Source organism: Mycobacterium europaeum, from assembly GCF_034555895.2.
Taxonomy (GTDB): Bacteria; Actinomycetota; Actinomycetes; order Mycobacteriales; family Mycobacteriaceae; genus Mycobacterium; species Mycobacterium europaeum.
Map to the genome: position 1 here is coordinate 2,561,967 of NZ_CP157315.1, position 22,989 is coordinate 2,584,955.

Here is a 22,989-nt window from a genome sequence, read left to right on the forward strand (position 1 = left end):
AACACGGCCAACTGCGGGCACCGACCGTGAAATACTCACTACTGTGAGACCACTGGCGATCGAGGTTCAAGGCCTCACAAAGACATTCGGGGGAAAGACGCAAGCGCTCGACGGCGTGAGCTTCTCGGTTCCGGCCGGTACGGTCTGCGGCCTCCTCGGCCACAACGGCGCCGGCAAGACGACCACCATCAACATCCTTTCCACCCTGATCCGTCCGACTTCCGGCCGTGCCACCGTCGCCGGATATGACATCCTCCGCGAGGCAGCCCGGGTGCGTGCCAGCATCGCGATGACCGGGCAGTACACCGCCTTGGATCCCTTGCTCACCGGCCGCGAGAATCTGGTGTTGTTCGGCAGGCTGCGAGGCCTACGTCGTCAGGAGGCGAAGGCTCGGGCCGCCGAACTCATCGAGCAGTTCGATCTCACCGCTGCCGCCGACCGAGGGGTCCTCACGTATTCAGGCGGTATGCGGCGGCGCGTCGACCTCGCCGCCGCCTTGGTGGTGCTCCCAAAGGTGTTGTTCCTCGACGAGCCGACGGTAGGGCTAGACCCACGCGGACGCCGCGATGTATGGGCGTTGGTGAGTTCGCTTGCCCTTCAGGGCACCACAGTGCTCTTGACGACACAGTACCTGGAAGAGGCCGACGTCCTGAGCGACTCGATTGTCGTCATCGACCACGGCCAGGTGATCGCCAGCGGCACCGCCGAGGACCTCAAGCGCAGAGTGGGGACCAGTTATTGCCAAGTGACGCCGGCCAACCCGGCCGACTTACCCCGGGTCGCGACGGCGCTCGCCGGTCTTAACGGGGTCGACGTCGACGCAGACATGAATTTCGTGTCGGTGTTCGCCCCGGATGGCGTCGCCACGCTGGGCGAGGTCTTCCGACGGGTCGACGCGGCCGGCATCGAACTCGCCGACATTTCGTTGCGCAAACCCTCGCTCGACGAGGCGTTCCTTCACCTCACCGAGCGGGCCGTCCACCAATCATGAGCGCCCTGGCCGCCCTCACCGAGCGTTCGCTGATGTCCTCCGCCCGCGATGGCGGGCTGGTCTTCGAAATCCTCTCCCCCGTCGCGTATTTGGCGGGGTTCAGCGTGGCCCTGCACGGCCTCGTCAACACGGGCAGCACCAGTTATCCGCAGTATCTGCTGCCGGCTGTGGTCGTGCAGTCGGTCGTCTTCGTCGCTCTGCTCACTGCGGACCGGGCGGCGCGCGATCAACTGCATGGGATGGCCAAACGCTTGGGGACGTTGCCGATCGCCGCGGCCGTACCCGTGACCGCCCGCATGACCGCCACCCTGTTACGGGGGGCACTCGCCCTGTCGGTGTCGATCGGCGCCGGCTATGCGTTCGGATTCCGCATGACGGGCGGGCTGGGCTATTCGGTCGCCTTCATACTCGTTGCGATGCTCCTGTGCCTCGCCGTTGCACTTGGGGCCGACGCGCTGGGATCCACCGCCAGCAGTGTCGAAGGCGCCAGTTACCTTCTATTCGTCCCTCAGTTGCTGCTCTTCATGCTGTCCACCGGGATTGCGCCCGAGAAGACATTTCCGGGTTGGTTGCGTCCGTACGTGCGTAATCAACCCGTATCGCAGATCTCGGAATCGCTGCGCGGTCTCGCCACCGGACACGTGGTCGCGGCCAATATGGCGGCCACGCTGGCCTGGTGTCTGGGTATGGCTGTAATTTTCGGCGCGATCACGCTGCGGATGCAAAGGCGCGGATGATGACGGCGCAGCCCGCGACACAGAGCTCCCTGCTTACCCAAACCTGGGTGTATGCCGGTCAATTCCTTACCCGGTGGCGGCGCGACCGAGCGGTGCTTTTGGGCTCGCTTCTCTTCCCCGTGTGTTTGATGCTCGTCTACCAGGTTGTCCTCGGCGAGCAGGTGCGCAAGGTCACCGGTGTCGACGGCCTTTACGGGTTGGTTCCCATCAGCGCGGTGCTGTCGGCGTTGTTCGGTTCGATGGGAAACGCGATTGGCATCACGACGGATCGCCAGTCGGGACTGCTCAGTCGGATGTGGGTGCTGCCGATACACCGGTCGAGCGCTGTCACCGGGCGGCTGACGGCCGAGGCCGCCCGCGCCTTGATCGGGACTGTGCTGATCACGGCGCTAGGTCTGGCCATGGGCCTGCGCTTCGCGCACGGTTGGCTCGCGGCATTGGTGTTCATTCTCATCCCCTCCATCGTGGTGGTGGGGTTCACCGCGCTGGTGATGGCGCTGGCGATCCGCGCTAATGCCCGCACGGTGATGACTTGGTTGGTGGGCATCATCGTATCGCTGGCGTTCGTCAATCCCGGGACCACTCCGATCGGGCTGTTCCCGGATTGGCTGCGACCGTTTGTCCGCGTGCAACCGATGTCGCCTCCGGTCGAAACGATGCGCGCACTGGCCTACGGCGGCCCGCTCTTGTGGCCCGTGGCGTTGACGCTAGTGTGGGCGGTCGGGCTGGTTGCAATCTTCACTCCGATAGCCCTCCACGGCTATCGGAAGGCCGCCGAGTCCGGTGTATGACAGGCACCTCGGCGGTAAATCCCAACGGGATTGACCATTCTTCGGCCAGTCCGCTCATCTCGGTCTGTGTACCGATGTACAACAACGGCGCGACGATCGAGCGATGTCTGCGCAGCATCCTCGATCAGGACGGCGTCGACTTCGAAATCGTCGTCGTTGACGACCAGTCGACCGACGATGGCGCGACCACCGCCGCGCCATTGCTCCGTGCGGAGGATCGCTTGTTACGCAACGAGTCCCGCCTCGGGCTGAATGGAAACCACAACCGGGGTTTAGAGCTCGCGCGCGGCGAGCTGGTTCAGTTCCTGCACGGCGATGACTGGCTCCTTCCCGGGGCCCTTCGTACTCTCGCCGGGTGTTTCGGCGATCCCAGCGTTGGCATGGCATTCGCACCCCGGCGTGTGCTGACCGAGGACTTACCGTGGAGCGAACGACGACGAGCGCCAAGCAAGCTCCATGTCTACTTCGTGAAACTTCGGGAACGCAATCGCGGGTCGTCATTAGTGCTGCAGATCGTCGCTTTGTGGGGTGCGAGCGCCAACTTGATCGGCGAACCGAGTTGCGTGATGTTCCGGCGCCAGCTGGCCCTGGACGCTGGGGGATTACGGAACGACATCTATCAGACCGTGGATTTGGATTTCTGGTTGCGCCTGATGCTACGGTCGGCGGTTTGCTTTGTGCCCCATGAACTCTCGGTGCGCCATCACACCGCGACCACGGAATCGGCGAATATCACCAAGGCTCATCGGCACTGGCTCGATCAGCTACGCATCCTCACCTGGATGGTCGTGGATCCGGCATCGACCACCGCCATCCGGATCGCCGCCGCCGCCTGGTGGATTGCTAGATGGTCGACGCTTCTCATTGCCGTCTCGATATTGGGCCCTGAGCGGCGGGCACGTCTGAGGATGCTGGGGTTGGCGCCAGTACGTGAATTCGCCCGCGCTCGCCGGTTCCGCATGGGACTGACAAATGAGCCGGGCAAACGACTGCGCGGAAAATAGTTCCCCTGCGGCGCGACGGTGGGTTCATGCCGGCAGCACGGCAGAAGTTCACTTCTGGCCGGTTGTCCCGAACGTCATGGCTGGCGGCGAGGTGTTGTCCTCCTTCCAACTCGGCCGATGCGGGAGTCGTACGGATGTGTCCCCGTCGCTGTGTCGACAGCGCGCTGAATGCTTACCGGGGAAACCAATCAGCACGACGATACGGCGGGCAGCAGATTCCACGGCGCCTGCTGATCGAGTCAGTGGAGCAGCGAGTTGTATCCATCCTTCCCACGCGGCGACTACTGGCCCTACGCTTACTCGTATGTCGAAGGCCACGCAACTGATTGGGTTCACGCTGAACTCATTCCGCAACAAGAAGTCGTTGGAACCCAATCGTTGGGCGGCTGCGTATGGCTGGATCCACGGCGAGTGCCTGGTTTCACCACCGGCAATCGCTAAACAGCGTCATCTGCTGACCGTCCTGGAGTCGCGCAAACACCGGATCTTTGTTGAAGCTGGCACGTATATGGGTGAGACGACCGCATTCTTCGCGCGACGGGTAGACCAGGTGTTCTCCGTAGAACTCCATGACGGGCTGTTCGCGGCGGCGGAAAAGCGGTTCGCAGGCCACGCCAATGTCACTCTGGTGCACGGCGATTCGTTGATCGAAATCCCGAAGATCGTTGCGAACTGCGTTACGCCTCCACTGGTCTTCCTTGATGGGCACTTCTCGGGCGCTGGGACAGCTCAGGGACTGGAGATGGAGCCGGCGGAGTCGACACTGCGCCAGCTCGCTGGCGTAACACCGCCAGGCACAACAATCGTCATTGATGACTTACGGCTATTCGGCTCAGGGCTTGCCGGATTTCCCCAATTAGACGAGCTGACGGCCGCCGCACGTGACGCTTTCCCGACTGCGATCATTCGTGTGGGTTTGGATTCAGTCGTGGTAGAAATCCCCGGAAAGACAGTAGCTTGATTGTGGTCTCTGAAACTACAGTGTGCCCCCTCTCAGTGCGTGGGACGCCTAATCTCGATCCCAGGGCTCCATCACAGTACGCGTCAATACATCCGCCATCAGGCGGGGCCCAAATTTCGCGGGCTACGAGCGTAAGGGCGGCCCCAACGAAGGTCTAACGTGCGGCTACGAGTCAGGGGAACTCTTAGGACAAATTTGGTGGAGTTGGGTAGCCGCTTTTTAAATTCCTTGTCCTCGCTGCTACTGAGGCCGCTCGTATCGTTGTAGTTGGCGACGACCAAGTCCATATAGTGGGTGACGAGTGCGGGGTTAGAGAAGCAGCGGATATTGAAGTCCCAGTCGGCCCAGAGGCGGTAGCGCAGGTTGTACGGGCCAATGCCAGCGAAAAGCTCACGGCGGTAGAAGATCGACTGATGGCAAATGTTGGTTTCAAATAGCAATCGGTCAAGGTCGAACTCCCCGGCATGGCGGGAGCCGGTTGAGCGCATGACCACATCGCCATATACCAGCTCGCTGTGCTTGTGATCGCCGATGAAGGCTGCCACGCGAGCTAATGTGTCGGCCTGGTACAGTGTGTCGTCGGCGCCCAGGAATAGCAGCCAATCCCCCGCAGCCATTCCAACACCACGGTTCATGGCATCGTAGGCGCCCTCGTCCGGTCCGCAGTGGATGATAAGACGCGCGCCTAGGCTGGCGGCAAAGCTGTTCGCCACGTCGAGTGTTCCGTCGTTCGAGCCGCCATCCACCAAAACCAGCTCAAAGTCGCTGCAGGTCTGGCGGGCGACGCTGTCGATGGACGCATGCAGTGTCGACGAAGCGTTGAATGTGGGCATGATGATTGAAAACATGGGCGCGGTCATGGCGTTAGCCACCTTAGCAGCGGTCGGCCCAGCACCCGACTCCGTCGACCATCCGATTTGGTAAACAATTTACCTGCGTTTTCGGGTCACTCACGGAAGAAGATACCGTCGGCCTGCAACATTCGACCATTGCGCGGATCGGTAAAACCGGGCAGCAAGCCGGTCAGCGTGAAGCCCAGCGAATATACGAGGTCAAGCGCCTCACGGATGAGCATGCCGCCTTCGTATAAGGGTAGGAACGAAAGTTCGAGTTCCATGCCGACGCACCGGTCGTTCACCGTCGACGTGCCACCCGCCAGTACCTGTTTCTCAAACCCTTGGACATCGATCTTGAGGAACGCCGCATCCGTTGGCCGCAAAACCTCGGGCATCACCGAATCGAGTCGGCGGATTAGCACCTCTTCGACCCCGACATAATTCGCTGGCGGAAAGGCATCCTGATGGCTTTTCAACATCGGCAGCACGGAACTGCTTGCGCCGGCGTTGCCCGCAACGTTTATCGATATTGTTCCGTCGGCATCGCCTAAAGCGCATTGTCGACAATCCCACAGAGGATCTTTCGAGGTATTGCGTTCTAGATCGGAAAATGGACCCGAAAGAGGTTCGAATGAGACGATGCGTCCCTTGTATGCCGCCCTGCGGAGGTCGGTGGCGTATTGTCCCGAGTTAGCGCCGATATCAAGGACGACGTTTACCTCACGCGACTCCAACTGCTTTACGAACTGGCGCTTCAAGCCGCCTTCAGAATAGGGGCGCGACACCTCGAAGGTAGTACTACGCGAGATCAGACCACCACGGCGGAAAAAATCCACCGCGTCACATTAACATGCGAACACAACGCCGACCACCGCCTCGGAGTGGCCCAGCGCGGCGGCACTGTGCCGCGAGGCTGTTCTGATGCGCAGGTTCATTGCCTCACCGCGTCGGTGTTCGCGCGATACCACGCCACAGTCGCCTTGATGCCGTCCCGCAGCGGGATTTGGGACCGCCATCCCGCGTCCTGTAGCACAGAAACGTCCAGCAATTTACGCGGCGTTCCATCGGGTTTCGTTGTGTCCCAGCGGGTTTCGCCCATATAGCCCACTGCAGTTGCGACCATCTCAGCGACCTCCTTGATGGTGTGGTCGATGCCGGTGCCTACGTTGACATGATTGGGACCGTCGAAGTGTTCCAGTAAGAATAGACATGCGCTCGCCAGGTCATCGACATGCAGTAGCTCGCGCCGAGGAGTTCCGGTGCCCCAGTTCGTCACCTCAGGTGCTCCGCTCGCCCTCGCCTCCTCATACCTACGGATGAGCGCCGGCAGCAGGTGCGAGCCCGACGGCGAGAAGTTGTCTTCGGGTCCGTACAGGTTGGTGGGCATTGCTGAGATCCATGCCAGGCCGTGTTGACGCCTGACGGCCTGGACCTGAAGGATGCCCGCGATTTTGGCGATCGCGTAGGCGTCGTTCGTTGGCTCCAGGGGACCCGTCAGCAGCGCACTCTCCTTGATGGGCTGCGGGGCATGCTTCGGGTATATGCACGACGAGCCTAAGAACAACAGGCGCGGTACCCGCGCGGCCACCGCAGCGTCGAGCAGATTGACCTGGATCTGTAGGTTTTCGGAGAGAAAATCGGCCGGGTAGCTGTTGTTGGCCATGATGCCACCAACCTTGGCCGCAGCATCGACGATAACCTGCGGCTTTGACTCGAGGATGAAGTCGAATGTCGCGCCGCGATCCGTCAGATCGAGTTCGCTATGTGGTCGCACCAGGACACTGGTGAATCCCTCCGCCTGGAACTTGCGTAGCAGGGCGGACCCGACCAACCCGCGGTGGCCCGCAATGTAGACGCGAGAGGTCCGGTCAAGGACGCCGACCGACAGGTCCATGCTTACTCAGCCCCAACCGGGCAGTGCGGGCTTGTCGATCCATGGCTTACCGTCGCACGCCAATGCTGCAATGTCCGCGTCCACCATGATCCGCGCGAGTTCGGCGGTGTGCACCGAAGCCTTCCACCCGAGCGTTTCGGCGGCCTTGGTCGTATCTCCCACCAGCGAATCCACCTCAGTCGGTCGGAGATAGCGCTCGTCGAACTTCACATGCTTCTCCCAGTCGAGCCCGGCGTGGTCAAAGGCGGTCTGGGCGAACTCGCGCACGGTGTAACCGCGCCCAGTCGCCAGGACGAAGTCCTCAGGAGTCGCGGCCTGCAGCATCCGCCACATCCCTTCGACGTACTCGGGTGCGTATCCCCAGTCGCGGACGGCATCAAGGTTGCCCATGTAGACATCGGACTGGATGCCGGCCTTGATACGTGCGACGGCTCGCGTGATCTTTCTTGTCACGAATGTCTCACCGCGCCGCGGTGATTCGTGATTGAACAAGATCCCGTTCACCGCGAAAAGCCCGTAGGCTTCCCGGTAGTTGCGGGTCGACCAGTACGCGTAGACCTTTGCCGCGCCGTATGGCGAGCGCGGGTAGAACGGTGTTTGCTCGTTTTGCGGTGGCGGAGAAGCGCCAAACATCTCCGACGAGGACGCCTGATAGAAGCGGCACTCGATGCGGGAAAGGCGAACGGCTTCTAGCAGTCGGATCGAGCCCATGCCCGTGGTATCGCCGGTGTGTACCGGTTCATCAAAGCTGACGCGCACATGCGACTGTGCTGCAAGGTTGTACACCTCGTCTGGGTCGATCGTGCTGAGCAAGGTAACCAGCCGGGTGCCGTCGGTGAGGTCGCCGTAGTGCAAGAACAGTCGTGCGTCTGGCTGGTGCGGGTCGACGTAGAGGTGATCGATCCGCGAGGTGTTGAAGGTCGAAGCTCGACGGATGAGTCCGTGGACCTCATACCCCTTGCTCAACAGTAGTTCGGCGAGATAGGAACCATCCTGTCCCGTGATGCCCGTGATGAGCGCTCGCTTCACTGGATTATTGCTTCCGCAGGTGAATACTGGTCACCACATTCCCGGTATTCCATCGTGGCTAGCTCACTCCTCGTTAGGCCACAACGGCGAAGCATCGCCCTCGGCTAGATCCTGCATCGCTCAGGTCGCAAGACCGCTTCTTGCCTGTGTTCAACGTACAGGAGATAGTCTCCGCGCGAACCGTGTCCCCAGGTAACGCCTTTAGCAGTCGCAGGAGAAAAAGGTCGACGGCGCTGCGCCGCTTCGCTTCCCGCACCGCGCGGCGTGGCCGGTTCGGTGGTCAAAAATTTGGATTGTAGTCAATAGGCGGTGAGTTTCGACTAAGATTTTGGGCGACCGATGGTAGGGGTACGCTCCGCGACCGCTGACGTTTGGTGCAGGAAAGGGGAGGAATGAACCGACCCCTCGAGGGGCTACGGCACTTACTCTCGAAACCCGACAAAACTGAAACCCGTTCCGCCAGTAGCCAATTCGACGGAGGCGTCGACAACACCGACGCCGTCGGAGCCACCGCCACGTCGTCCGGCCGGTTCGCGCGATTCCTCGATTTGTTCGCGCATCCGCGAGCGTTGTCCGTGGTCGTCGTGCTCACTGTGCTGATCACCCTTCCCACGTTGATGATCGGGTTCTACGCGGATGACTACAGTCTGATCGGCGAGATTGAGCACAACGTGCCGGGGAGTCCGCGCCCCTCGCCCTTCGACCTCTATCGATTCTCTACAAGTCGCAGCGAACTTGAACACGCAATCCAGGATGGGCCACTCCCGTGGTTCACCGATCCCAGCCTTAAAATGCACTTTTTCCGACCGTTGACGAGTGTGCTGTTCTGGCTCGATCACAGTCTCTGGGGCCACTTCGCCGTGGGCTACCACATCACCTCGATCCTCTTGTACGCCGCGCTCGTAATCTCTGTGGGCCTCCTTCTTCGCACAGCTCTCACATTGCGCCAATCGAGGTTCACCACAGCGACACCGGTATTCGCAGCCCTGCTGTTCGCGATCGAAGCAGTTCATACCGAGCCCGCCGGGTGGATCTCGTCGCGCCATGTCATAGTCGCCGCTATCCCCGCGGCACTTGCTCTCGCGGCGCATGTGAGATTTGTGCGTGAAGGATGGCGCCCGGGAGCATGGCTAGGACCGCTCGGCGTCATCGCAGCTCTCCTCGGCAGCGAGACCGGCCTAGCCGCAGTCGCTTGCTGGCTGTCCTTCGACGCACTCGGTCCGGCGCCAGCGGAGCGGTCATCTGCGCGTGCTCGACTGCTCGCCAGTGCGCCGGCACTCGTGGTTGGCGCAGCCTACCTGGGCATATACAGGTTCTTCGGCTTCGGCGCCGGCGGCGGCGCGTATAACGACCCCATTAACGATCCGCTCGGCTTCTTGAAGGTTGCGGCGGAAAAGGTGCCCACACTCGTTGGCTTCTCGCTGACAGGGGTTATCGCAAGTACGTCGCCAATAGTGGGTGTCGTAGTCGGGTTCGCCACTGCCATCTTGCTCTACGCGCTCTACCAGCTGGCACGGCCTCGCATCCCCGACGAGGAACGGATTACGCTGCGCTGGCTGCTGCCGGGAGCTGTGTTGTCGCTGGTCATCGCCTCGGCTGGCGATCTCAGCCCGCGGCTACTTCTGTTTCCTAGCATCGGAACCGCCTTTTTACTCGCTGTGCTGATTTATCGGGGTGGCCAACAACTCGTCTGCGGCGGCCGGCAGCTGGCGCTACGTGTCGGCCGGTGGCCAGTTGTGGTCTTACATCTTGTCCTTGCCCCGCTTGCGTTCGTGCTTGCGGCCGTCCAGCTAGCAGGTGCCGCCCGACTGGAGAGGCAAGTCTTTTTCACGGCCGACTTCGATCACTCCGCTAGAAGCCACGTGATGGTGCTGGCCGCCCCGGATGTGCAAACAGCGTTCTACCCCGCCATGGTGGGCCAGGTACTTGCACCCCAAGCAATCAGCGCCTGGCAAATTCTTTCCATGGCCAACGGGGACCATCGCTTCACACGGACTGGTGCGTCGCGTTTCCGCCTTGACGTAATCGGCGGCGCCGCAACGCACAACTCGATTGAAGACACCTTCCGTTCGCCGCGCACGCCGATCCGGGTTGGCGATTCGGTAGAGCTCACCGGCGCTACGGTGACCGTGCTCAAAGTGGATGGCCTTGAGCCCACGTCTCTTGACGTGACGGTCGGGGTCCCGCTAGATAACCCCACACTTGCCCTGTTGATGTGGCGCAACGGTCGCCTCGTCCGTTTCCTACCACCCCCAGTGGGCGCCAGCTTCCAAATTCCGTGGAGTCATTGAATTTCAGCAAAGCCGAGTTTCGGACGAAAATGTCGATATCGCCGTGAATCTGCTCGAAGTCCTTGCAAAGATAGCACTGTGACAACGACGCCGCCGGTAATCTTCACCATCTTCAACCGAACGGACACCGTCAGGCAGGTCTTCGAAGCGATTAGGGCCGCGAGACCGAGCAAGCTCCTAGTGATCGCCGACGGACCCCGCGCGGATAGGCCCGGGGAGGCCCAGCGGTGCGCTAAGGCGCGCGCCATCATCGATGAAGTCGACTGGGACTGCGAAGTCCACAGAAATTTCTCGGAGACCAACATGGGTATCCGCCTGCGCATCTCTTCCGGCATAACCTGGGCCTTCGAGATTGTGGATAAGGCGATCATCCTCGAGCACGACTGCCTACCCTCTTCTTCGTTCTTCCGATATTGTGCCGAGCTCCTCGACCGTTACGAAAGCGACGAGCGCGTCATGATGATCTCCGGACAAAACCATCTGTTCGGACATGCCCATACGGCGGAAAGCTATTATTTCTCACGGTATCCACACGTCATGTGGGGCTGGGCTACCTGGAGGCGCGCCTGGGCGAACTACGACCTCAATATGACGTACTGGCCTGAGTTCAGAGATCGGAAGCTCTTTGACCAGTACTTTCGGAGGGCGAGAGAACGGTACTACTGGGAGTCAGTGTTTCAGTACACCGTGTACAACGGCCGGCTGGATACTTGGGATTACCAGTGGTTCTACAGCATGTGGGCAAATTCCGGCCTCTGCGCAACTCCTGCCCGAAACCTCGTACGCAATGTTGGGTTGGATGCCGAGGCGACACATACACACACGAAGTACGACACCATCTACTCGTCGCTGCGCGCCGAGGACATCGGTCTGCCCCTCATCCATCCCAACACCGTCCTCGCGAGCTCGGACAAAGACGAGCTCGAGGCCAGACTCCGGTTTGCCTACCACACAAGGGGAATGCTGGGCGCCTTTTTTAGATACCTCGCGCTCAAGGTTTTCTTCGATAGGGCGGTGAGGCGCGTCCGGGCCGCGGCATAAGAGGTTGTCACGGTCCGGTAAGCGTCCGCGTTGGCCAATTCGCGGCAGAGCCCTTTGTCCAGCGAGTCGATGAACCAGATCGCGTTGGAAACCGCTACGCCCATGCGTATGTTCAAACCGGGAGCGTTATCAGGAGCACCCGAACACAGCCCAACCCGACAGGATGAAACAAGGGTGAAGTGACCAGCTCGCAGGAGAGTAACCAGAGATAACGGCCTCTGGCATCGTCCACCGACACGACAACTCGAAAGGCCGGATTCGTCGTGAAGTTCGCCCTGGCCAGCTATGGAACTCGCGGTGACGTCGAGCCCTGCACGGCGGTCGCCCGCGAACTGCGCCGCCGCGGGCACGACGTCGGCATGGCCGTCCCGCCCAACCTGGTCCCCCTCGTTGAATCGGCCGGGCTTCCGGTGGCCGCATACGGGCCGGATCAGCAGGAGGGCTTCTGGGACACCGACTTCCTCGCCAAGTTCTGGAACTTTCCCGAGGTTAAACGGCGATGGCGGGAAGCCCAGAACATGCTGGTCCGGTCCTGGGCGGAAATGAGCACGACGCTGACATCGCTGTCCGAGGGTGCCGATCTGGTGTTCACCGGCCCGGGCTTCCCGGGGATCGCGGCCGACGTGGCCGAGTACCTCGGACTTCCGCTGGCAACGATGCACTACTTCCCGATGCGGCCCAACGGCCAGCTCGCCCCGAACCTGCCGGCGCCGCTGGTCCGCTCGGGGATGGCGGCGCTGGACTGGGTCCAGTGGCGGGTGACCAAGAGGGCCGAGGACGCTCAGCGCCGCGCATTCGGTCTGCCCAAGGCAAAGGGGCCGGCGCCGCAGCGAATGGCCGCCCGCGGCGCCCTCGAGATCCAGGCCTACGACGAAGTGTGCTTTCCCGGGCTGGCCGACGAATGGGCGAAGTGGAACGGCCAACGACCCTTTGTCGGGACGCTGACCATGGAGCTGACCACGGACGCCGACGACGAGGTCGCCTCCTGGATTGCGGCGGGGACACCGCCGATCTGCTTCGGCTTCGGCAGCACAAGGGTCGATTCGCCGGCAGAGACGATCACCATGATCGGCGAGGCCTGCGCGGAGTTGGGCGAGCGGGCGTTGGTGTGCTCCGGCAAAACCGATTTCAGCGGCGCAGCGGATTTTGATCACGTCAAGGTGGTGGGCGTGGTCAACTACGCGGCGGTCTTTCCCGCTTGCCGGGCGGTGGTGCACCACAGCGGCGCGGGCACCACGGCCGCGGGGCTGCGCGCGGGAGTGCCCACCTTGAGCCTATGGAGCATGAGCGATCAAAAGATCTGGGCAGGCCAGGTGGATCGGCTGAAAGTCGGTGTCGCCCGGCCGTTTTCCAAAACTACGCGCGAGTCGCTGGTGGCCGACCTGCGCCGAATCCTCTCCCCCGACTATGTCTTCCGCGCCCGCGAGCTGGCCGCTCGGATGACCAAGCCCGCGGACAGCATCACCAAGACCGCCGACCTGCTGGAAAACTTCGCGCGCGTGGGACGGTTCGGCTGATCAGCGACGACACAGTGCCGCCAGCGGGGACCGGTACCCCCGACGTCGCCCGTGCACGGCAACTGCAAGGCTAGGACCCGTGACGAAATTCGTCCTCGCCGGATACGGAACCCGCGGCGACATCGAGCCTTTGGCAGCCGTCGGGCGCGAACTGCTGCGCCGGGGGCACGCCGTGGCCATGGCGGTCCCGCCGGAATTGGTGGGCTTCGCCGAGTCCGCTGGGCTCGCGGCGGTCCCGTATGGGCCCGAACTGCACGATTTTCTCGACGAGGAGTTCCTCCGCAACATGTGGGCGGAATTCTTCCGGAACATCTGGACGCTCCGCAGCCCGATCCGATTGATGCGCAAGGTGTGGGAGCCGCTCATCCGGCATTGGGCCGAAGTCAGCACGACCCTGACGTCGGTCGCGGCCGGCGCCGACCTGCTCTGCACCGGCCTGAATTTCGAGCAGGCCGCCGCCAACGTCGCCGAGTTTTACGGCATTCCGCTGGCGACACTGCATCACTTCCCGATGCGGGCTAACGGCCAGCTTGTTCCGCGCGTGCCGGCGCCGTTGTTCCGCTCCAGCATGAGAACGGTCGAGTGGTTGTTTTGGCGCTCGACGAAGCGGGTCGAGAATGAACAGCGTCGCGAACTCGGCCTGCCCGCGGCCACGAAACCCTCGCCGCGACGGATCGCCGAACGCGGCTCGCTCGAGATTCAGGCCTATGACGAAGTCTGCTTTCCCGGCCTAGCCGCCGAATGGGCGAAGAAATGGGGCGACCGACGGCCCTTTGTCGGTGCGCTGACGATGCAGTTGACCACAAACGCCGACGAGGATGTGGCGTCGTGGATCGCCGGTGGATCGCCGCCGATCTGCTTCGGTTCGGGCAGCATCCCACTCGAATCTCCCTCCGCCACAGTCGAGATGATCAGCTCGGCCTGCGCGGCCTTGGGCGAGCGTGCGCTGCTGTGTTTCGGCGGAACCGACTTCAGCGGAGTGCCACATTCCGACCACGTCAAGCTCGTGGGCGTGGTGAATTACGCATCGGTCTTCCCGACCTGCCGCGCGGTCGTTCACCACGGGGGTTCGGGCACCACGGCCGCAAGCCTGCGCGCCGGCGTCCCCACGCTGATTTTGTGGAGCTCGGCCGACCAGCCCTACTGGGGAAATCAGGTCAAGCGCCTCAAGGTGGGAACCGCCCGGCGCTTCTCGGAGACCACCGAAGGCTCGCTTGTCGCGGACCTCCGCGAGATCCTCTCCCCGGAGTATGCGGCCCGGGCCCGTGAACTCGCCGGCCGGATGACCACCCCCGCCGAGAGCGTCGCCAAGGCCACCGATCTGTTGGAGAAGGCCGCCCGGGAGAAAGCTTCCGGCTGAGGCGCCTTCTTATCGTGCCGGCTTGATGAGCAGGCCCTGGCCAGTGGGCAAAGCGCAGATCTTCACGCCCAGTTCGTCCGCCGCGGCGTCCATGGCGCGACGTTGCTCGTCGCGCCCTCGATTGGCGTAATCGTCCAGGAGCACGAACGCTCCCGGTGTGAGCCGCGGCCAGAAGTAGCGCAGGGCGGCGACTTCCGGTGGGGCGCAGTTCATGTCGATGTGCAGGTAGGCGATGGTGGTCGCGTCGACCTCGTCGAGCGTCTCCGGAACCGCGCCGACGATGATGCGGTGGTTGTGCCACTCCGCGAAATTTGCGCGGACGCTTTCGACTCCGCTGGCGTACATCCCGTTGCGCAGGTGGTCTTCGCTGATCTCCAAGGCCCCGGCCCGCCGTTCGTTCTCGGTGACGAAGCGCGGGTCGAGTCCGGCGAACGTGTCGAGCAAGTAGAAGGTTTTGCCCAGCCGGTCCCAGTCCAGGTATTCCATGATGGCACTGCTCAAGAACCCGTAGCTGACGCCGCATTCGACGAAGTCACCGTCGAGCTTACTGGCGCTGGCCGCCGCCCACAGCCCCACGTGCACGCGCCACTGCCACTGATACCAGTCCTCTTTGCCCAGCGAGCGGGCCCCGCGCCGGTAGGCGCGTTGGAAGTCCGGATCGTCCAGAAACGCGTGATAGTTGTTGAACGTGACCAGCGCGTCGTTGGCATAAACGTCGGGAAGGATGGTCCGCGCGAGCCAGTACTCGGTGCGTACCCACCACATCCGCAGGCGGGTTCCGGTTGTCAGCCCTGTTGCCACGGCGGCAACCATAACACTGGCGGACCGATCGTTTGCGACAAATACGAGGGGTTCACCGGTTCACCCGGTGATTCGGCAAAACTTCTGGCAGCCAGGGAATTTCACCCAGGCGCTCCAGCGCCCACACCGGGGACTAGATCGCGGTCTACTTGCGCCACAGCACCCCGGTGCCGTCGATCTCGACGATCTCGGAGGTCACGCCGTGCTTTGCGCGATAGTCCGTCACCGCTTGCTCGCACGCCTTGATCGCGTGGTAGTCGTCGACGATGCAGAAGCCACCAGGTGACAGCCGCGGATAAAGGGCATCGAGCGCCTGGATCGTCGACTCATACAGGTCGCCGTCCAGTCGGAGCACGGAGATGCGATCGATCGGCGCATCCTGCAGGGTGTCCTTGAACCAGCCGGGAACAAACCGAACCTGGTCGTCCAGCAACCCATATCGCTCGAAATTGGCGCGCACTTCGGCTTCGGGCACTCCCAGGATGCGCGCGTGCCGGTGCAGCGTAATCCCCTTGTCCTGCTTGTAGTTTGCGACGTCGGGTGGCGGCACGCCCGCAAACGAGTCGCACAACCACACACAACGCTTCTCGTCCCCGTAGGCGGCCAGCACAGCGCGCATCAAGATGGAAGCACCGCCGCGCCATACCCCGCACTCGACCAGGTCGCCGGGGATGTCCTCCTCCAGCACCGTCTCGACACAATGCTGCAGGCTGGTCAGCCGCTGCATCCCGATCATCGTCAAGGCGTCCGCCGGCCAGTCGAGGCCCAGGTCGCGCGCGTGCTTGTTGAACGGGCGCTTGCGCACCAGCATGAGATTGCGGGTGCTGAACAAGGGGCGCCCCAGCCGGTACCAGCCCACCGGCACCAACTCGTCGTTGCCATACCTGGTCAGGTCGCGTCGGAGCAAGTCGAGGTATGCAAACCGCGTGTCGTGATCAGTCACGGCCAAAGTTGCCCCTTAATCCGCAAGTCGATAGTCCCGGTCATGAGCCTAGACGCCCCGTGGAGGCGCTCAATGCGTTTCGCAGTCTATCCATCAACTTGGCGCGAGCCGCCAACATGGATGCCGAGTCACCGTGAAGCTCAGCCACAACGCTGCGGACCGACGGCACGATCGCAACGTCCGGAACGGGCAAAATTTTCCAGCAGATCAACTGCGCGCCCGGCGCTCTCGGAAGGTTTGCTCATCCGGCCGGCGATCTCGCGCGCACGAGCCGTGTACTCGGGCGCGAGGATCTTGCGCAGGTCCTTGACCAGCGTTTCGCGGGTGCTTGCCGAAAACCGCCGGGAAGTGCCGACCTTCAATTGTTTGATGTGCGAGCCCCAGAACGGCTGGTCCCCCGCTGTCCACAGGATCAACGTCGGTATTCCGGCGCGCAGACCCGCGGCCGTGGTGCCCGAGCCGCCGTGGTGGACGACCGCCCGGCAGGCGGGGAAGATCTTGGTGTAATTCACCACGCCCACCACCTTGACGTGGTCGGACTGCGGCACGCCACTGAAGTCACTCCACCCCGAGCAGACCAGCGCCCGCTCCCCCAGCTCCTCGCACGCCGCCCTGATCAGGGCGACCGTGTCCGCGGGGGACTCGGCGACCGGCATGCTGCCGAATCCGAAGCAGATCGGCGGCGTGCCCTTGGCGATCCACGACAGCACCTCGTCGTCGGCGTCGGTCGTCAACTCCATCGTCAGCGACCCCACGAACGGCCGTTGAGCACCCCATTTCGCCCACTCGGCGGCCAAGCCGGGGAAACACACCTCGTCATAGGCCTGGATTTCCAGTGACCCGCGTTCGGCGATCCGGCGCGGTGAGGCGACCGTGGCGGTGGGCAGGCCGAGTTCACGGCGCTGCCGATCCTCGGCCCTCTTGTTCATCCGCCAGCACATCCAGTCGTACACCGCCATCCCGGTACGGACCATCGGCCCGGGCAGTGCCGGAATCAGCTCGCCGTTGGGCCGCATCGGGATGTAGTGCAGCGTGGCCATCGGAATGCGGTAGTAGTCCGCGACGTTGATCGCCAGGTCCTGGTAGAGCTGGCCGGTGAAGATCAAATCGGCGCCCGCCCCGACCGACAGGAGTGACGCACTCATCTGTTGCCAGTTACGCAGCACCGGCTCCCACGCGTCGCGCATCAGCTTGACGGGCCCCCGCACGAAATTCTTCCAGAAGTCGCGGATGAACTCGTCACTCCAGAAGTCGTGCATATCGGGTCCGTAGCCGATGGCCGAAAGCCCCGCTTCCTCCGCGAGCCCAACAAGATTGGGCGGGACGGCCATCCGCACTTCGTGGCCTCGGCGCATCAATTCCCGGCCGATAGCGAGGCACGGCTCGATGTCACCGCGCGTCCCATAGCTTGCCACAGCAAATTTCATCGCGTTGTAACCTTAATCACTTTTCCGCTGCGCGGGCAACACTTCGGAGTAGGGTCTTTCGGCCCTGATTTCAGTCTCTCCCTTCCCGATTGGGATTGACCGTTTTCGTTGCATGGCATGGGGAGTGAGGTTCCGCGAGCGGGCTAACCGGCAATTGTCACCGGGCGCCGTCGGGTGTGACGAAGCCAATATCATCGGCCTATCCCCCCGACCATTGGACTGTGACGACCTTTGACGGCTTGACGCGGCGCCCAGGCATCGTCGGCTGACCAGATATCAGTCTGCCAGAAAGTGTGCTCGCGTGTCTCCAGAAGTGGAAACTTGCGTGGCGCTCGCGTAGGGGTCAGGACGTTGACCGCAGGGCACGCATTCGGGTTGTCGGCTTTGCCGATCAGGCGCGACTCCGGGAGCTGGCAAACTTCTCCACCACGTCGGCGGCCTTGACGACGCTTTCGGCGGGTTTGGTCATGTGCCGGGCGATCTCACGCGCGCGCACGCCGTAATCCGGATCGAGTATCCGGCGCAGGTCCGCCAACAGCGTTTCCCGGGTGGTGGCCGAAAACCGCCGTGTGGTACCGACTTTCAAACGTTTGAGCTGGGCTCCCCAGACGGTCTGATTGACATCCATCGAGAGGATCAGCGTCGGGACCCCGGCCCGCAGGCTTGCCGCCGTGGTGCCCGAGCCGCCATGATGTACGACCGCGCGGCAGGCGGGAAAGACCGCCGCATAATTCACCGCGCCCACCACCTTGACGTGCTCGGGAAGTGTCACCTCGCTGAAATCGCTCCAACCGGCGCAAATCAGCGCGCGTTCGCCCAATTCCGCGCAGGCCGCACCGATCATTTCGACCGTGTCGATCGGAGATTCGACCGGCATGCTGCCGAATCCGAAGCAAATCGGCGGCGTTCCCGCGGCGATCCATGACGCCACGTCGTCGTCGGCGCTGGTGGTCAATTCCATTGTCAGGGGGCCGACAAATGGCCGTAGGCCATCCCATTTCGCCCATTCGGCCGCCAGCCCGGGAAAGCAAACCTCGTCATAGGCCTGGATTTCCAGCGATCCGCGCTGGGCAATCCGTCGCGGCGAGGGACCCGTCGCCCGGGGCAGGCCGAGTTCGCGGCGCTGCGCATCCTCGACCTTCTTGTTCAGGCGCCAACTGAACCAGTCGAACGCCGTCATCGCCGAGCGCCCCAACGGCGCCGGGAGGATCGAAACCACTTGGCCGTTCGGCCGCATGGGGACGTGATGCAGCGTGGCCAACGGGATGTCGTAGTACTCCGCGACGTTGGCGGCGGGCTCCTGGTAGCTTTGCCCGGCCAGCAGCAGATCCGCACCGTCGGCAAGCGACACCAGGGTGGCGTTCATCTGCCTCCAGCACTGGTCGCTGAGATCCCACATTTCGCGCCACATCGACCTCATCTCCCGGACCCGCCAGAAAGCGCCGAAGAACGACGTCCAGAAGTTGCGATACAGGTCCAGCCACGCCTGCGATTCCAACCCGTACGAGACGGCCGCCAGCCCGGCCGATTCGGTGAAGGCGATCGAGTCCGGCGGGACCGCCATGCGCACGTCGTGGCCCCGGCGGACCAATTCACGGGCGACCACCACGGAAGGCTCGATGTCGCCGCGAGTGCCATAGCTTGCCAGCACCAATTTCATCGCGAATTCAAGCCCTTCACTCGTGCCGTCGGCGGCAATGATGCACCGACATCACCCTAAATATCGGCGAATGCCGGCATCGGTGCGGGCTAGTCGGCGACGGCGAAGCGGCTTGTCATTCCTTACGCCACAGCACCCCGGTGCCGTCGATCTCGACGATCTCGGCGGTCACTCCGCGCTTGGTCCGGTAGTCCGTGACAGCTCGCCGGCACGCCTCGATCGCGTGGTAGTCGTCGATGATGCAGAAACCTCCGCGCGAGAGCCGCGGGTAGAGCGCATCGAGGGCTTGGATCGTCGACTCGTACAGGTCGCCATCGAGCCGCAGCAGGGAGATGCGGTCGATCGGGGCGTCCTGCAGGGTGTCCTTGAACCAGCCGGGCAGGAAACGAACCTGGTCGTCCAGCAACCCGTACCGCTCGAAATTCGCGCTGACCTGAGCCTCCGACACGGCCAGCACGCCCGCGGCGTGGTGCAGCCGGATTCCCCTGTCCGCTTCGTAATGCGCGGTGTCGGGCGGCGGAACCCCCTCGAATGAATCGGCCAGCCAGACGCGTCGCGTCGTGTCGCCGTAGGCGCCCAGCACGGCACGCATGAGGATCGACGCGCCACCGCGCCACACCCCACATTCGACCAAGTCACCGGGGATGTCCTCGCTCAGCACCGTCTCGACGCAGTGCTGCAGACTGGTCAGCCGCTCCATGCCGATCATCGTCAAGGCGTCCGCGGGCCAATCGAGGCCCAGGCCGCGGGCATGCGGATTGAACGGGCGCTTGCGGACCAACATGAATTTGCGGGTACTGAGCATCGGCCGTCCGAAGTAGTACCAACCGACGGGCACCAACTCGTCGCTGCCGTACCGGGTGAGGTTGCGGCGCAGCAAGTCAAGGTACGCCGATCGCGTGTCCACGAATGAAGATCGCATGCCGCGATCGGCAACGGTCAAGACTGCCCCCCAGTTCGCACGAACTTTCTCCCGTTGATCAGCCTAGACGTAAGCCCTGACCGCCAATCCGTTTCGCATCTTTCCATCATTCTCGCCAACCCTCGCCCCCTCGCATGTGCCGGGTAGCCAACGAGTGACTTGCCGCCTGACCACCGGTCAGCCCCCTGCGGACCATCATATGCTTCGTACGGCCGCCGCCCCGCCATCACGAAGCCGCGTCGTTTGCTGGAGCGGCCCTTCGATGGTTGTCGACACGGCGAAGGCGGCTCTTTGGTTCGGTCAGCCGGAGGATTCGGATTGCTTGCCGATCCATTCGAGCAATGCACGCAGACCGTCGTCGAGCGTCCATTTCGGCTGCCAGTCCAGCTCGGCTTCGGCCTGTCCGATGTCGCAGCTGGCGGCGCGCACGTCACCGTCACGAAATTTGGCGACCACGGTCGGGGCGGGCGCGTCGCACATGGCGGCCACTTTGTCGGCCAGCTCGTGAATGGTGGTCCCGTTGCCCGACCCGATGTCGAGGCGGCGCGACCCGGTCGCGGGCCGCCGCACGGCCGCGTACAGCGCGTCGACGACGTCGTCGATGTAGACGAAGTCGCGCACGATCCGGCCGTCTTCGTACACCTCCAGCGATTGACCCTCGCGCGCCAACCGGGCGAACAACGCGACGATTCCGGTGTATGAATTCGTCAGTGACTGGCCCGGACCGTAGACATTCTGGAGCCGGAGCACGCTCACATTGGTGTCGTGGGCGGCCGCCCAGGCCGCCAGCAGATGCTCCTGAGCGAGCTTGGTCGCGGCGTAAACGTTGGTCGGCCGGGGTTCCGTCCCGCTCGCGCAGCTCGGCAGCGGCACCGCAGGTGCACCGTCGGGCCCCACAGGATCCCACTGGCCGGCCACGAGCTGCGCGTGGCTGCGCGGCGGCGGATAGAACACATGGCCGCCGCCCTGCCAGGCACCTTCGCCGTATACCGCCCGCGACGACGCCAGTACGAGCTGGTCGGGAACGATTCCGGAGCGGCTCAGGGCGTCGAGCAGCTGGGTGGTGCCCACCACGTTCACCGAACCGTGGCGCGTGGCTTCCGACAGGGACTGCGCCGTTCCCGTCTCGGCCGCCAGGTGGACGATCTGCGACGGCCGGCACAAGCGCAGCACCGCGTCCCAATCCGGGGCGTGGGTGACGTCGCCGGTGAGCAACCGCACCGACGGCGGCAGGTCGATCGGCCGGCCTCCCCCGTGCACCTGCGGGTGCAAGACATCCATCACCGCGACGTCGTACCCGTCCACCACGAGACGGTGCGAGAGCGCCGACCCGATGAACCCCGCCCCTCCAGTGATGAGCACGGAAGCTGACAAGAGCCGGGACCTCCCATTGATCTGCAGGTAGGAGAGCAAGTTGCCGCGATCGCGGTCCGGTCGATCATATCGGGCGCCCTCTCGGGGTCACCGGGATTGCCGATTCAGGCCCGCAGCGGCTAGGCCCAGGTGCCCCTGCGCCGGTGAGCTATCGCGAGCACCTCCATCACCGGGCCCGCGATCACCGGCGGGAAGACGCGAAACAGCATGCTGCCGGACAAGCCGTGAAAATCCTGGAATGCCTGACGGAAATCGCGCTCGCACGCCCGGTATGACCCGAAGACGCGATCCAATGTGGGCGCGTCCACGGGCTCGTCCAGCGCCGCCGCGGACATCGTCTCGTAGACCGCGGAAATCCAGTCGGTGCCAAAGAGATCCGCCACCGGACCGCAGTGTCGTTGGCGTCGCAGGTCGGGCCGCAGGAAGTCCTCGACCGGCTGTTCTTCGTCCGCGTTCAATTCGTCGGGGAGCGTCGTCGAGATTCGCTTCACCTCCCGGCGCCAGTCGTCGAGCAGGTTGGCGTATTCGACGAACACCCGCGGCACCCCGCGCGTGTGGCGCTCGGCCAACAGGTTGTATTTCACCCAGATCGCACTGGCCAGCGCCGCAGACACTCTCCAGGACGCCGCGATCGACTTGATGACCTCCTGCGGCTGACGCACCGCGATGACGGCCGCTACATCGAACCCGGCCACGCGTGCCGCCTCGAACCACAGGTCGGACAATGTGGTGATCCGGGGTTCCTTGATCACCACGAGCGGCGCCGCCGGCAGCTTGGTGAGGTAGTCCCCGATCTTGGCGATGTGGGCGGCCCGCTCCTGCTGGCTGAAGCCGGCGTCCGGCAAGCGCAGCGCCGGGTCGTACCAGCTGCTGCCGTGGCGACGCAGGATCGATTCGTTGAGCGTGATGGCGGCCCGCGGTTCCCAATAGCCCAGTGGGTTGTTGGCGTCCGCGCCCAGCATCCCGGCCGGAAGCGTGCCGCCGCACAGCGAGAGAACTCGCGTGATCGCCGACGTTCCCGACCGTTGTGGGCCCAATACGAAGACAATGACCGGGCGGTTCGCCGTCACGAGGTGACCCGGTTTCTCTGAGTGACGGTCGGCGCGGTGAGTAGTTCCAGCAGATTTCGCGATCCAGGCAGATCTCATTGCAAAAGCAAACCTTTCGGTGTACCTGGCTACATGCGGATTCGGTTGCCACCCATGACTTTTCGACTCCGCGCGCACAGCCCAGCTTTTGCGCACGGCAGCGCCGCCAGAGTCAAGACCGTCTTTGCCCGGTGTGCGCCAGGACGCCAAGATATGAAACTCGATGCATCTCAACGTCTTTGGCACAAAGACGACACTTCCCCCTGCACCTCTGCAGGATCAAGCTCTCCCCTGACGAGCGAATGATCGGATCATGGTGCGT

The 22,989-nt window shown here is 63.3% G+C and carries 20 protein-coding genes; 9 read left to right on the plus strand and 11 right to left on the minus strand.

Features of this window, described 5'->3' with window-relative positions:
* The first annotated feature begins 43 nt into the window (after nucleotides 1-43).
* The 5 genes from U8D42_RS11235 to U8D42_RS11255 all read left to right on the plus strand — a co-directional run bounded on the left by U8D42_RS11235 (nucleotide 44) and on the right by U8D42_RS11255 (nucleotide 4,484).
* A complete protein-coding gene (locus U8D42_RS11235) occupies nucleotides 44-991 on the plus strand; it encodes an ATP-binding cassette domain-containing protein (protein WP_322861336.1) in 948 nt (315 codons plus the stop codon).
* Nucleotides 988-1,728: an ABC transporter permease gene (locus U8D42_RS11240; protein WP_322861319.1), complete on the plus strand. Its 741-nt coding sequence runs from the start codon at nucleotides 988-990 to the stop codon at nucleotides 1,726-1,728. Before U8D42_RS11235 ends, U8D42_RS11240 begins: the two co-directional genes overlap by 4 nt.
* Nucleotides 1,728-2,519 (plus strand): ABC transporter permease, encoded by a 792-nt coding sequence (locus U8D42_RS11245; protein ID WP_431523845.1) that lies wholly within the window; start codon nucleotides 1,728-1,730, stop codon nucleotides 2,517-2,519. Before U8D42_RS11240 ends, U8D42_RS11245 begins: the two co-directional genes overlap by 1 nt.
* Nucleotides 2,516-3,523 carry a glycosyltransferase family 2 protein gene (locus tag U8D42_RS11250; protein WP_322861317.1) on the plus strand — a complete coding sequence of 336 codons (1,008 nt, stop codon included), beginning with the start codon at nucleotides 2,516-2,518 and terminating at the stop codon, nucleotides 3,521-3,523. The genes U8D42_RS11245 and U8D42_RS11250 overlap by 4 nt, the downstream gene beginning before the upstream one ends.
* Nucleotides 3,524-3,827: 304 nt before the next feature.
* On the plus strand, nucleotides 3,828-4,484 hold the full coding sequence (locus U8D42_RS11255) for a hypothetical protein (protein ID WP_322861315.1): 657 nt from the start codon (nucleotides 3,828-3,830) through the stop codon (nucleotides 4,482-4,484).
* A gap of 98 nt (nucleotides 4,485-4,582) precedes the next feature.
* Here the strand turns inward: U8D42_RS11255 and U8D42_RS11260 are convergent, their stop codons facing one another.
* The 4 genes from U8D42_RS11260 to gmd form a co-directional block, all read right to left on the minus strand.
* Nucleotides 4,583-5,332, minus strand: a complete 750-nt coding sequence (locus U8D42_RS11260; RefSeq protein ID WP_322861335.1) for a glycosyltransferase family 2 protein — start codon at nucleotides 5,330-5,332, stop codon at nucleotides 4,583-4,585.
* A 98-nt stretch (nucleotides 5,333-5,430) separates the two neighbouring features.
* Complete coding sequence (locus U8D42_RS11265) at nucleotides 5,431-6,156, minus strand: FkbM family methyltransferase (RefSeq protein WP_322861314.1); 726 nt, start codon at nucleotides 6,154-6,156, stop codon at nucleotides 5,431-5,433.
* Between the two features lie 95 nt (nucleotides 6,157-6,251).
* Nucleotides 6,252-7,214, minus strand: coding sequence for a GDP-L-fucose synthase family protein (locus U8D42_RS11270; RefSeq protein ID WP_322861312.1), 963 nt, complete (start codon nucleotides 7,212-7,214; stop codon nucleotides 6,252-6,254).
* 6 nt (nucleotides 7,215-7,220) lie between these two features.
* Nucleotides 7,221-8,243 (minus strand): GDP-mannose 4,6-dehydratase, encoded by a 1,023-nt coding sequence (gene gmd, locus U8D42_RS11275; protein WP_322861311.1) that lies wholly within the window; start codon nucleotides 8,241-8,243, stop codon nucleotides 7,221-7,223.
* 392 nt (nucleotides 8,244-8,635) lie between these two features.
* On the opposite strand from gmd, the gene U8D42_RS11280 reads away from it, so the two are divergent.
* The 4 genes from U8D42_RS11280 (at nucleotide 8,636) to U8D42_RS11295 (ending at nucleotide 14,452) form a co-directional block, all read left to right on the plus strand.
* A complete protein-coding gene (locus tag U8D42_RS11280) occupies nucleotides 8,636-10,534 on the plus strand; it encodes a hypothetical protein (RefSeq protein ID WP_322861310.1) in 1,899 nt (632 codons plus the stop codon).
* Between the two features lie 78 nt (nucleotides 10,535-10,612).
* Nucleotides 10,613-11,575, plus strand: coding sequence for a methyltransferase type 11 (locus tag U8D42_RS11285; protein ID WP_322861309.1), 963 nt, complete (start codon nucleotides 10,613-10,615; stop codon nucleotides 11,573-11,575).
* Nucleotides 11,576-11,838: 263 nt separating this feature from the next.
* Nucleotides 11,839-13,092 (plus strand): glycosyltransferase, encoded by a 1,254-nt coding sequence (locus U8D42_RS11290; RefSeq protein WP_322861308.1) that lies wholly within the window; start codon nucleotides 11,839-11,841, stop codon nucleotides 13,090-13,092.
* A gap of 79 nt (nucleotides 13,093-13,171) precedes the next feature.
* On the plus strand, nucleotides 13,172-14,452 hold the full coding sequence (locus tag U8D42_RS11295; protein WP_322861307.1) for a glycosyltransferase: 1,281 nt from the start codon (nucleotides 13,172-13,174) through the stop codon (nucleotides 14,450-14,452).
* Between the two features lie 9 nt (nucleotides 14,453-14,461).
* Here the strand turns inward: U8D42_RS11295 and U8D42_RS11300 are convergent, their stop codons facing one another.
* From U8D42_RS11300 to U8D42_RS11330, 7 genes are all read right to left on the minus strand, one after another.
* A complete protein-coding gene (locus U8D42_RS11300; protein WP_431523846.1) occupies nucleotides 14,462-15,265 on the minus strand; it encodes a TylF/MycF/NovP-related O-methyltransferase in 804 nt (267 codons plus the stop codon).
* Between the two features lie 133 nt (nucleotides 15,266-15,398).
* Entirely contained in the window at nucleotides 15,399-16,202 is an 804-nt protein-coding gene (locus U8D42_RS11305) for a TylF/MycF/NovP-related O-methyltransferase (protein WP_090423242.1), read from the minus strand.
* Nucleotides 16,203-16,336: 134 nt separating this feature from the next.
* Nucleotides 16,337-17,623, minus strand: coding sequence for a glycosyltransferase (locus U8D42_RS11310; protein WP_322861305.1), 1,287 nt, complete (start codon nucleotides 17,621-17,623; stop codon nucleotides 16,337-16,339).
* A 391-nt stretch (nucleotides 17,624-18,014) separates the two neighbouring features.
* The gene (locus tag U8D42_RS11315) at nucleotides 18,015-19,283 is read right to left on the minus strand and encodes a glycosyltransferase (protein WP_322861304.1); all 1,269 of its coding nucleotides are present in this window, start codon (nucleotides 19,281-19,283) and stop codon (nucleotides 18,015-18,017) included.
* A gap of 115 nt (nucleotides 19,284-19,398) precedes the next feature.
* Entirely contained in the window at nucleotides 19,399-20,205 is an 807-nt protein-coding gene (locus U8D42_RS11320) for a TylF/MycF/NovP-related O-methyltransferase (RefSeq protein ID WP_322861303.1), read from the minus strand.
* A gap of 300 nt (nucleotides 20,206-20,505) precedes the next feature.
* Entirely contained in the window at nucleotides 20,506-21,567 is a 1,062-nt protein-coding gene (locus U8D42_RS11325) for an NAD-dependent epimerase/dehydratase family protein (RefSeq protein ID WP_322861302.1), read from the minus strand.
* A 131-nt stretch (nucleotides 21,568-21,698) separates the two neighbouring features.
* Nucleotides 21,699-22,727 (minus strand): sulfotransferase family protein, encoded by a 1,029-nt coding sequence (locus tag U8D42_RS11330; RefSeq protein ID WP_322861301.1) that lies wholly within the window; start codon nucleotides 22,725-22,727, stop codon nucleotides 21,699-21,701.
* Nucleotides 22,728-22,989: the final 262 nt, after the last annotated feature.

Excerpts from the sequence above, each read along its gene's own strand:
- U8D42_RS11255 (WP_322861315.1), top strand. The coding sequence starts at position 3,828 with ATGTCGAAGGCCACGCAACTGATTGGGTTCACGCTGAACTCATTCCGC.
- U8D42_RS11320 (WP_322861303.1), bottom strand. The coding sequence starts at position 20,205 with ATGCGATCTTCATTCGTGGACACGCGATCGGCGTACCTTGACTTGCTG.
- U8D42_RS11315 (WP_322861304.1), bottom strand. The coding sequence starts at position 19,283 with ATGAAATTGGTGCTGGCAAGCTATGGCACTCGCGGCGACATCGAGCCT.
- U8D42_RS11250 (WP_322861317.1), top strand. The coding sequence starts at position 2,516 with ATGACAGGCACCTCGGCGGTAAATCCCAACGGGATTGACCATTCTTCG.
- U8D42_RS11260 (WP_322861335.1), bottom strand. The coding sequence starts at position 5,332 with ATGTTTTCAATCATCATGCCCACATTCAACGCTTCGTCGACACTGCAT.
- U8D42_RS11300 (WP_431523846.1), bottom strand. The coding sequence starts at position 15,265 with ATGGTTGCCGCCGTGGCAACAGGGCTGACAACCGGAACCCGCCTGCGG.
- U8D42_RS11245 (WP_431523845.1), top strand. The coding sequence starts at position 1,728 with ATGACGGCGCAGCCCGCGACACAGAGCTCCCTGCTTACCCAAACCTGG.
- U8D42_RS11330 (WP_322861301.1), bottom strand. The coding sequence starts at position 22,727 with ATGAGATCTGCCTGGATCGCGAAATCTGCTGGAACTACTCACCGCGCC.
- U8D42_RS11310 (WP_322861305.1), bottom strand. The coding sequence starts at position 17,623 with ATGAAATTTGCTGTGGCAAGCTATGGGACGCGCGGTGACATCGAGCCG.
- U8D42_RS11240 (WP_322861319.1), top strand. The coding sequence starts at position 988 with ATGAGCGCCCTGGCCGCCCTCACCGAGCGTTCGCTGATGTCCTCCGCC.
- U8D42_RS11280 (WP_322861310.1), top strand. The coding sequence starts at position 8,636 with ATGAACCGACCCCTCGAGGGGCTACGGCACTTACTCTCGAAACCCGAC.
- U8D42_RS11270 (WP_322861312.1), bottom strand. The coding sequence starts at position 7,214 with ATGGACCTGTCGGTCGGCGTCCTTGACCGGACCTCTCGCGTCTACATT.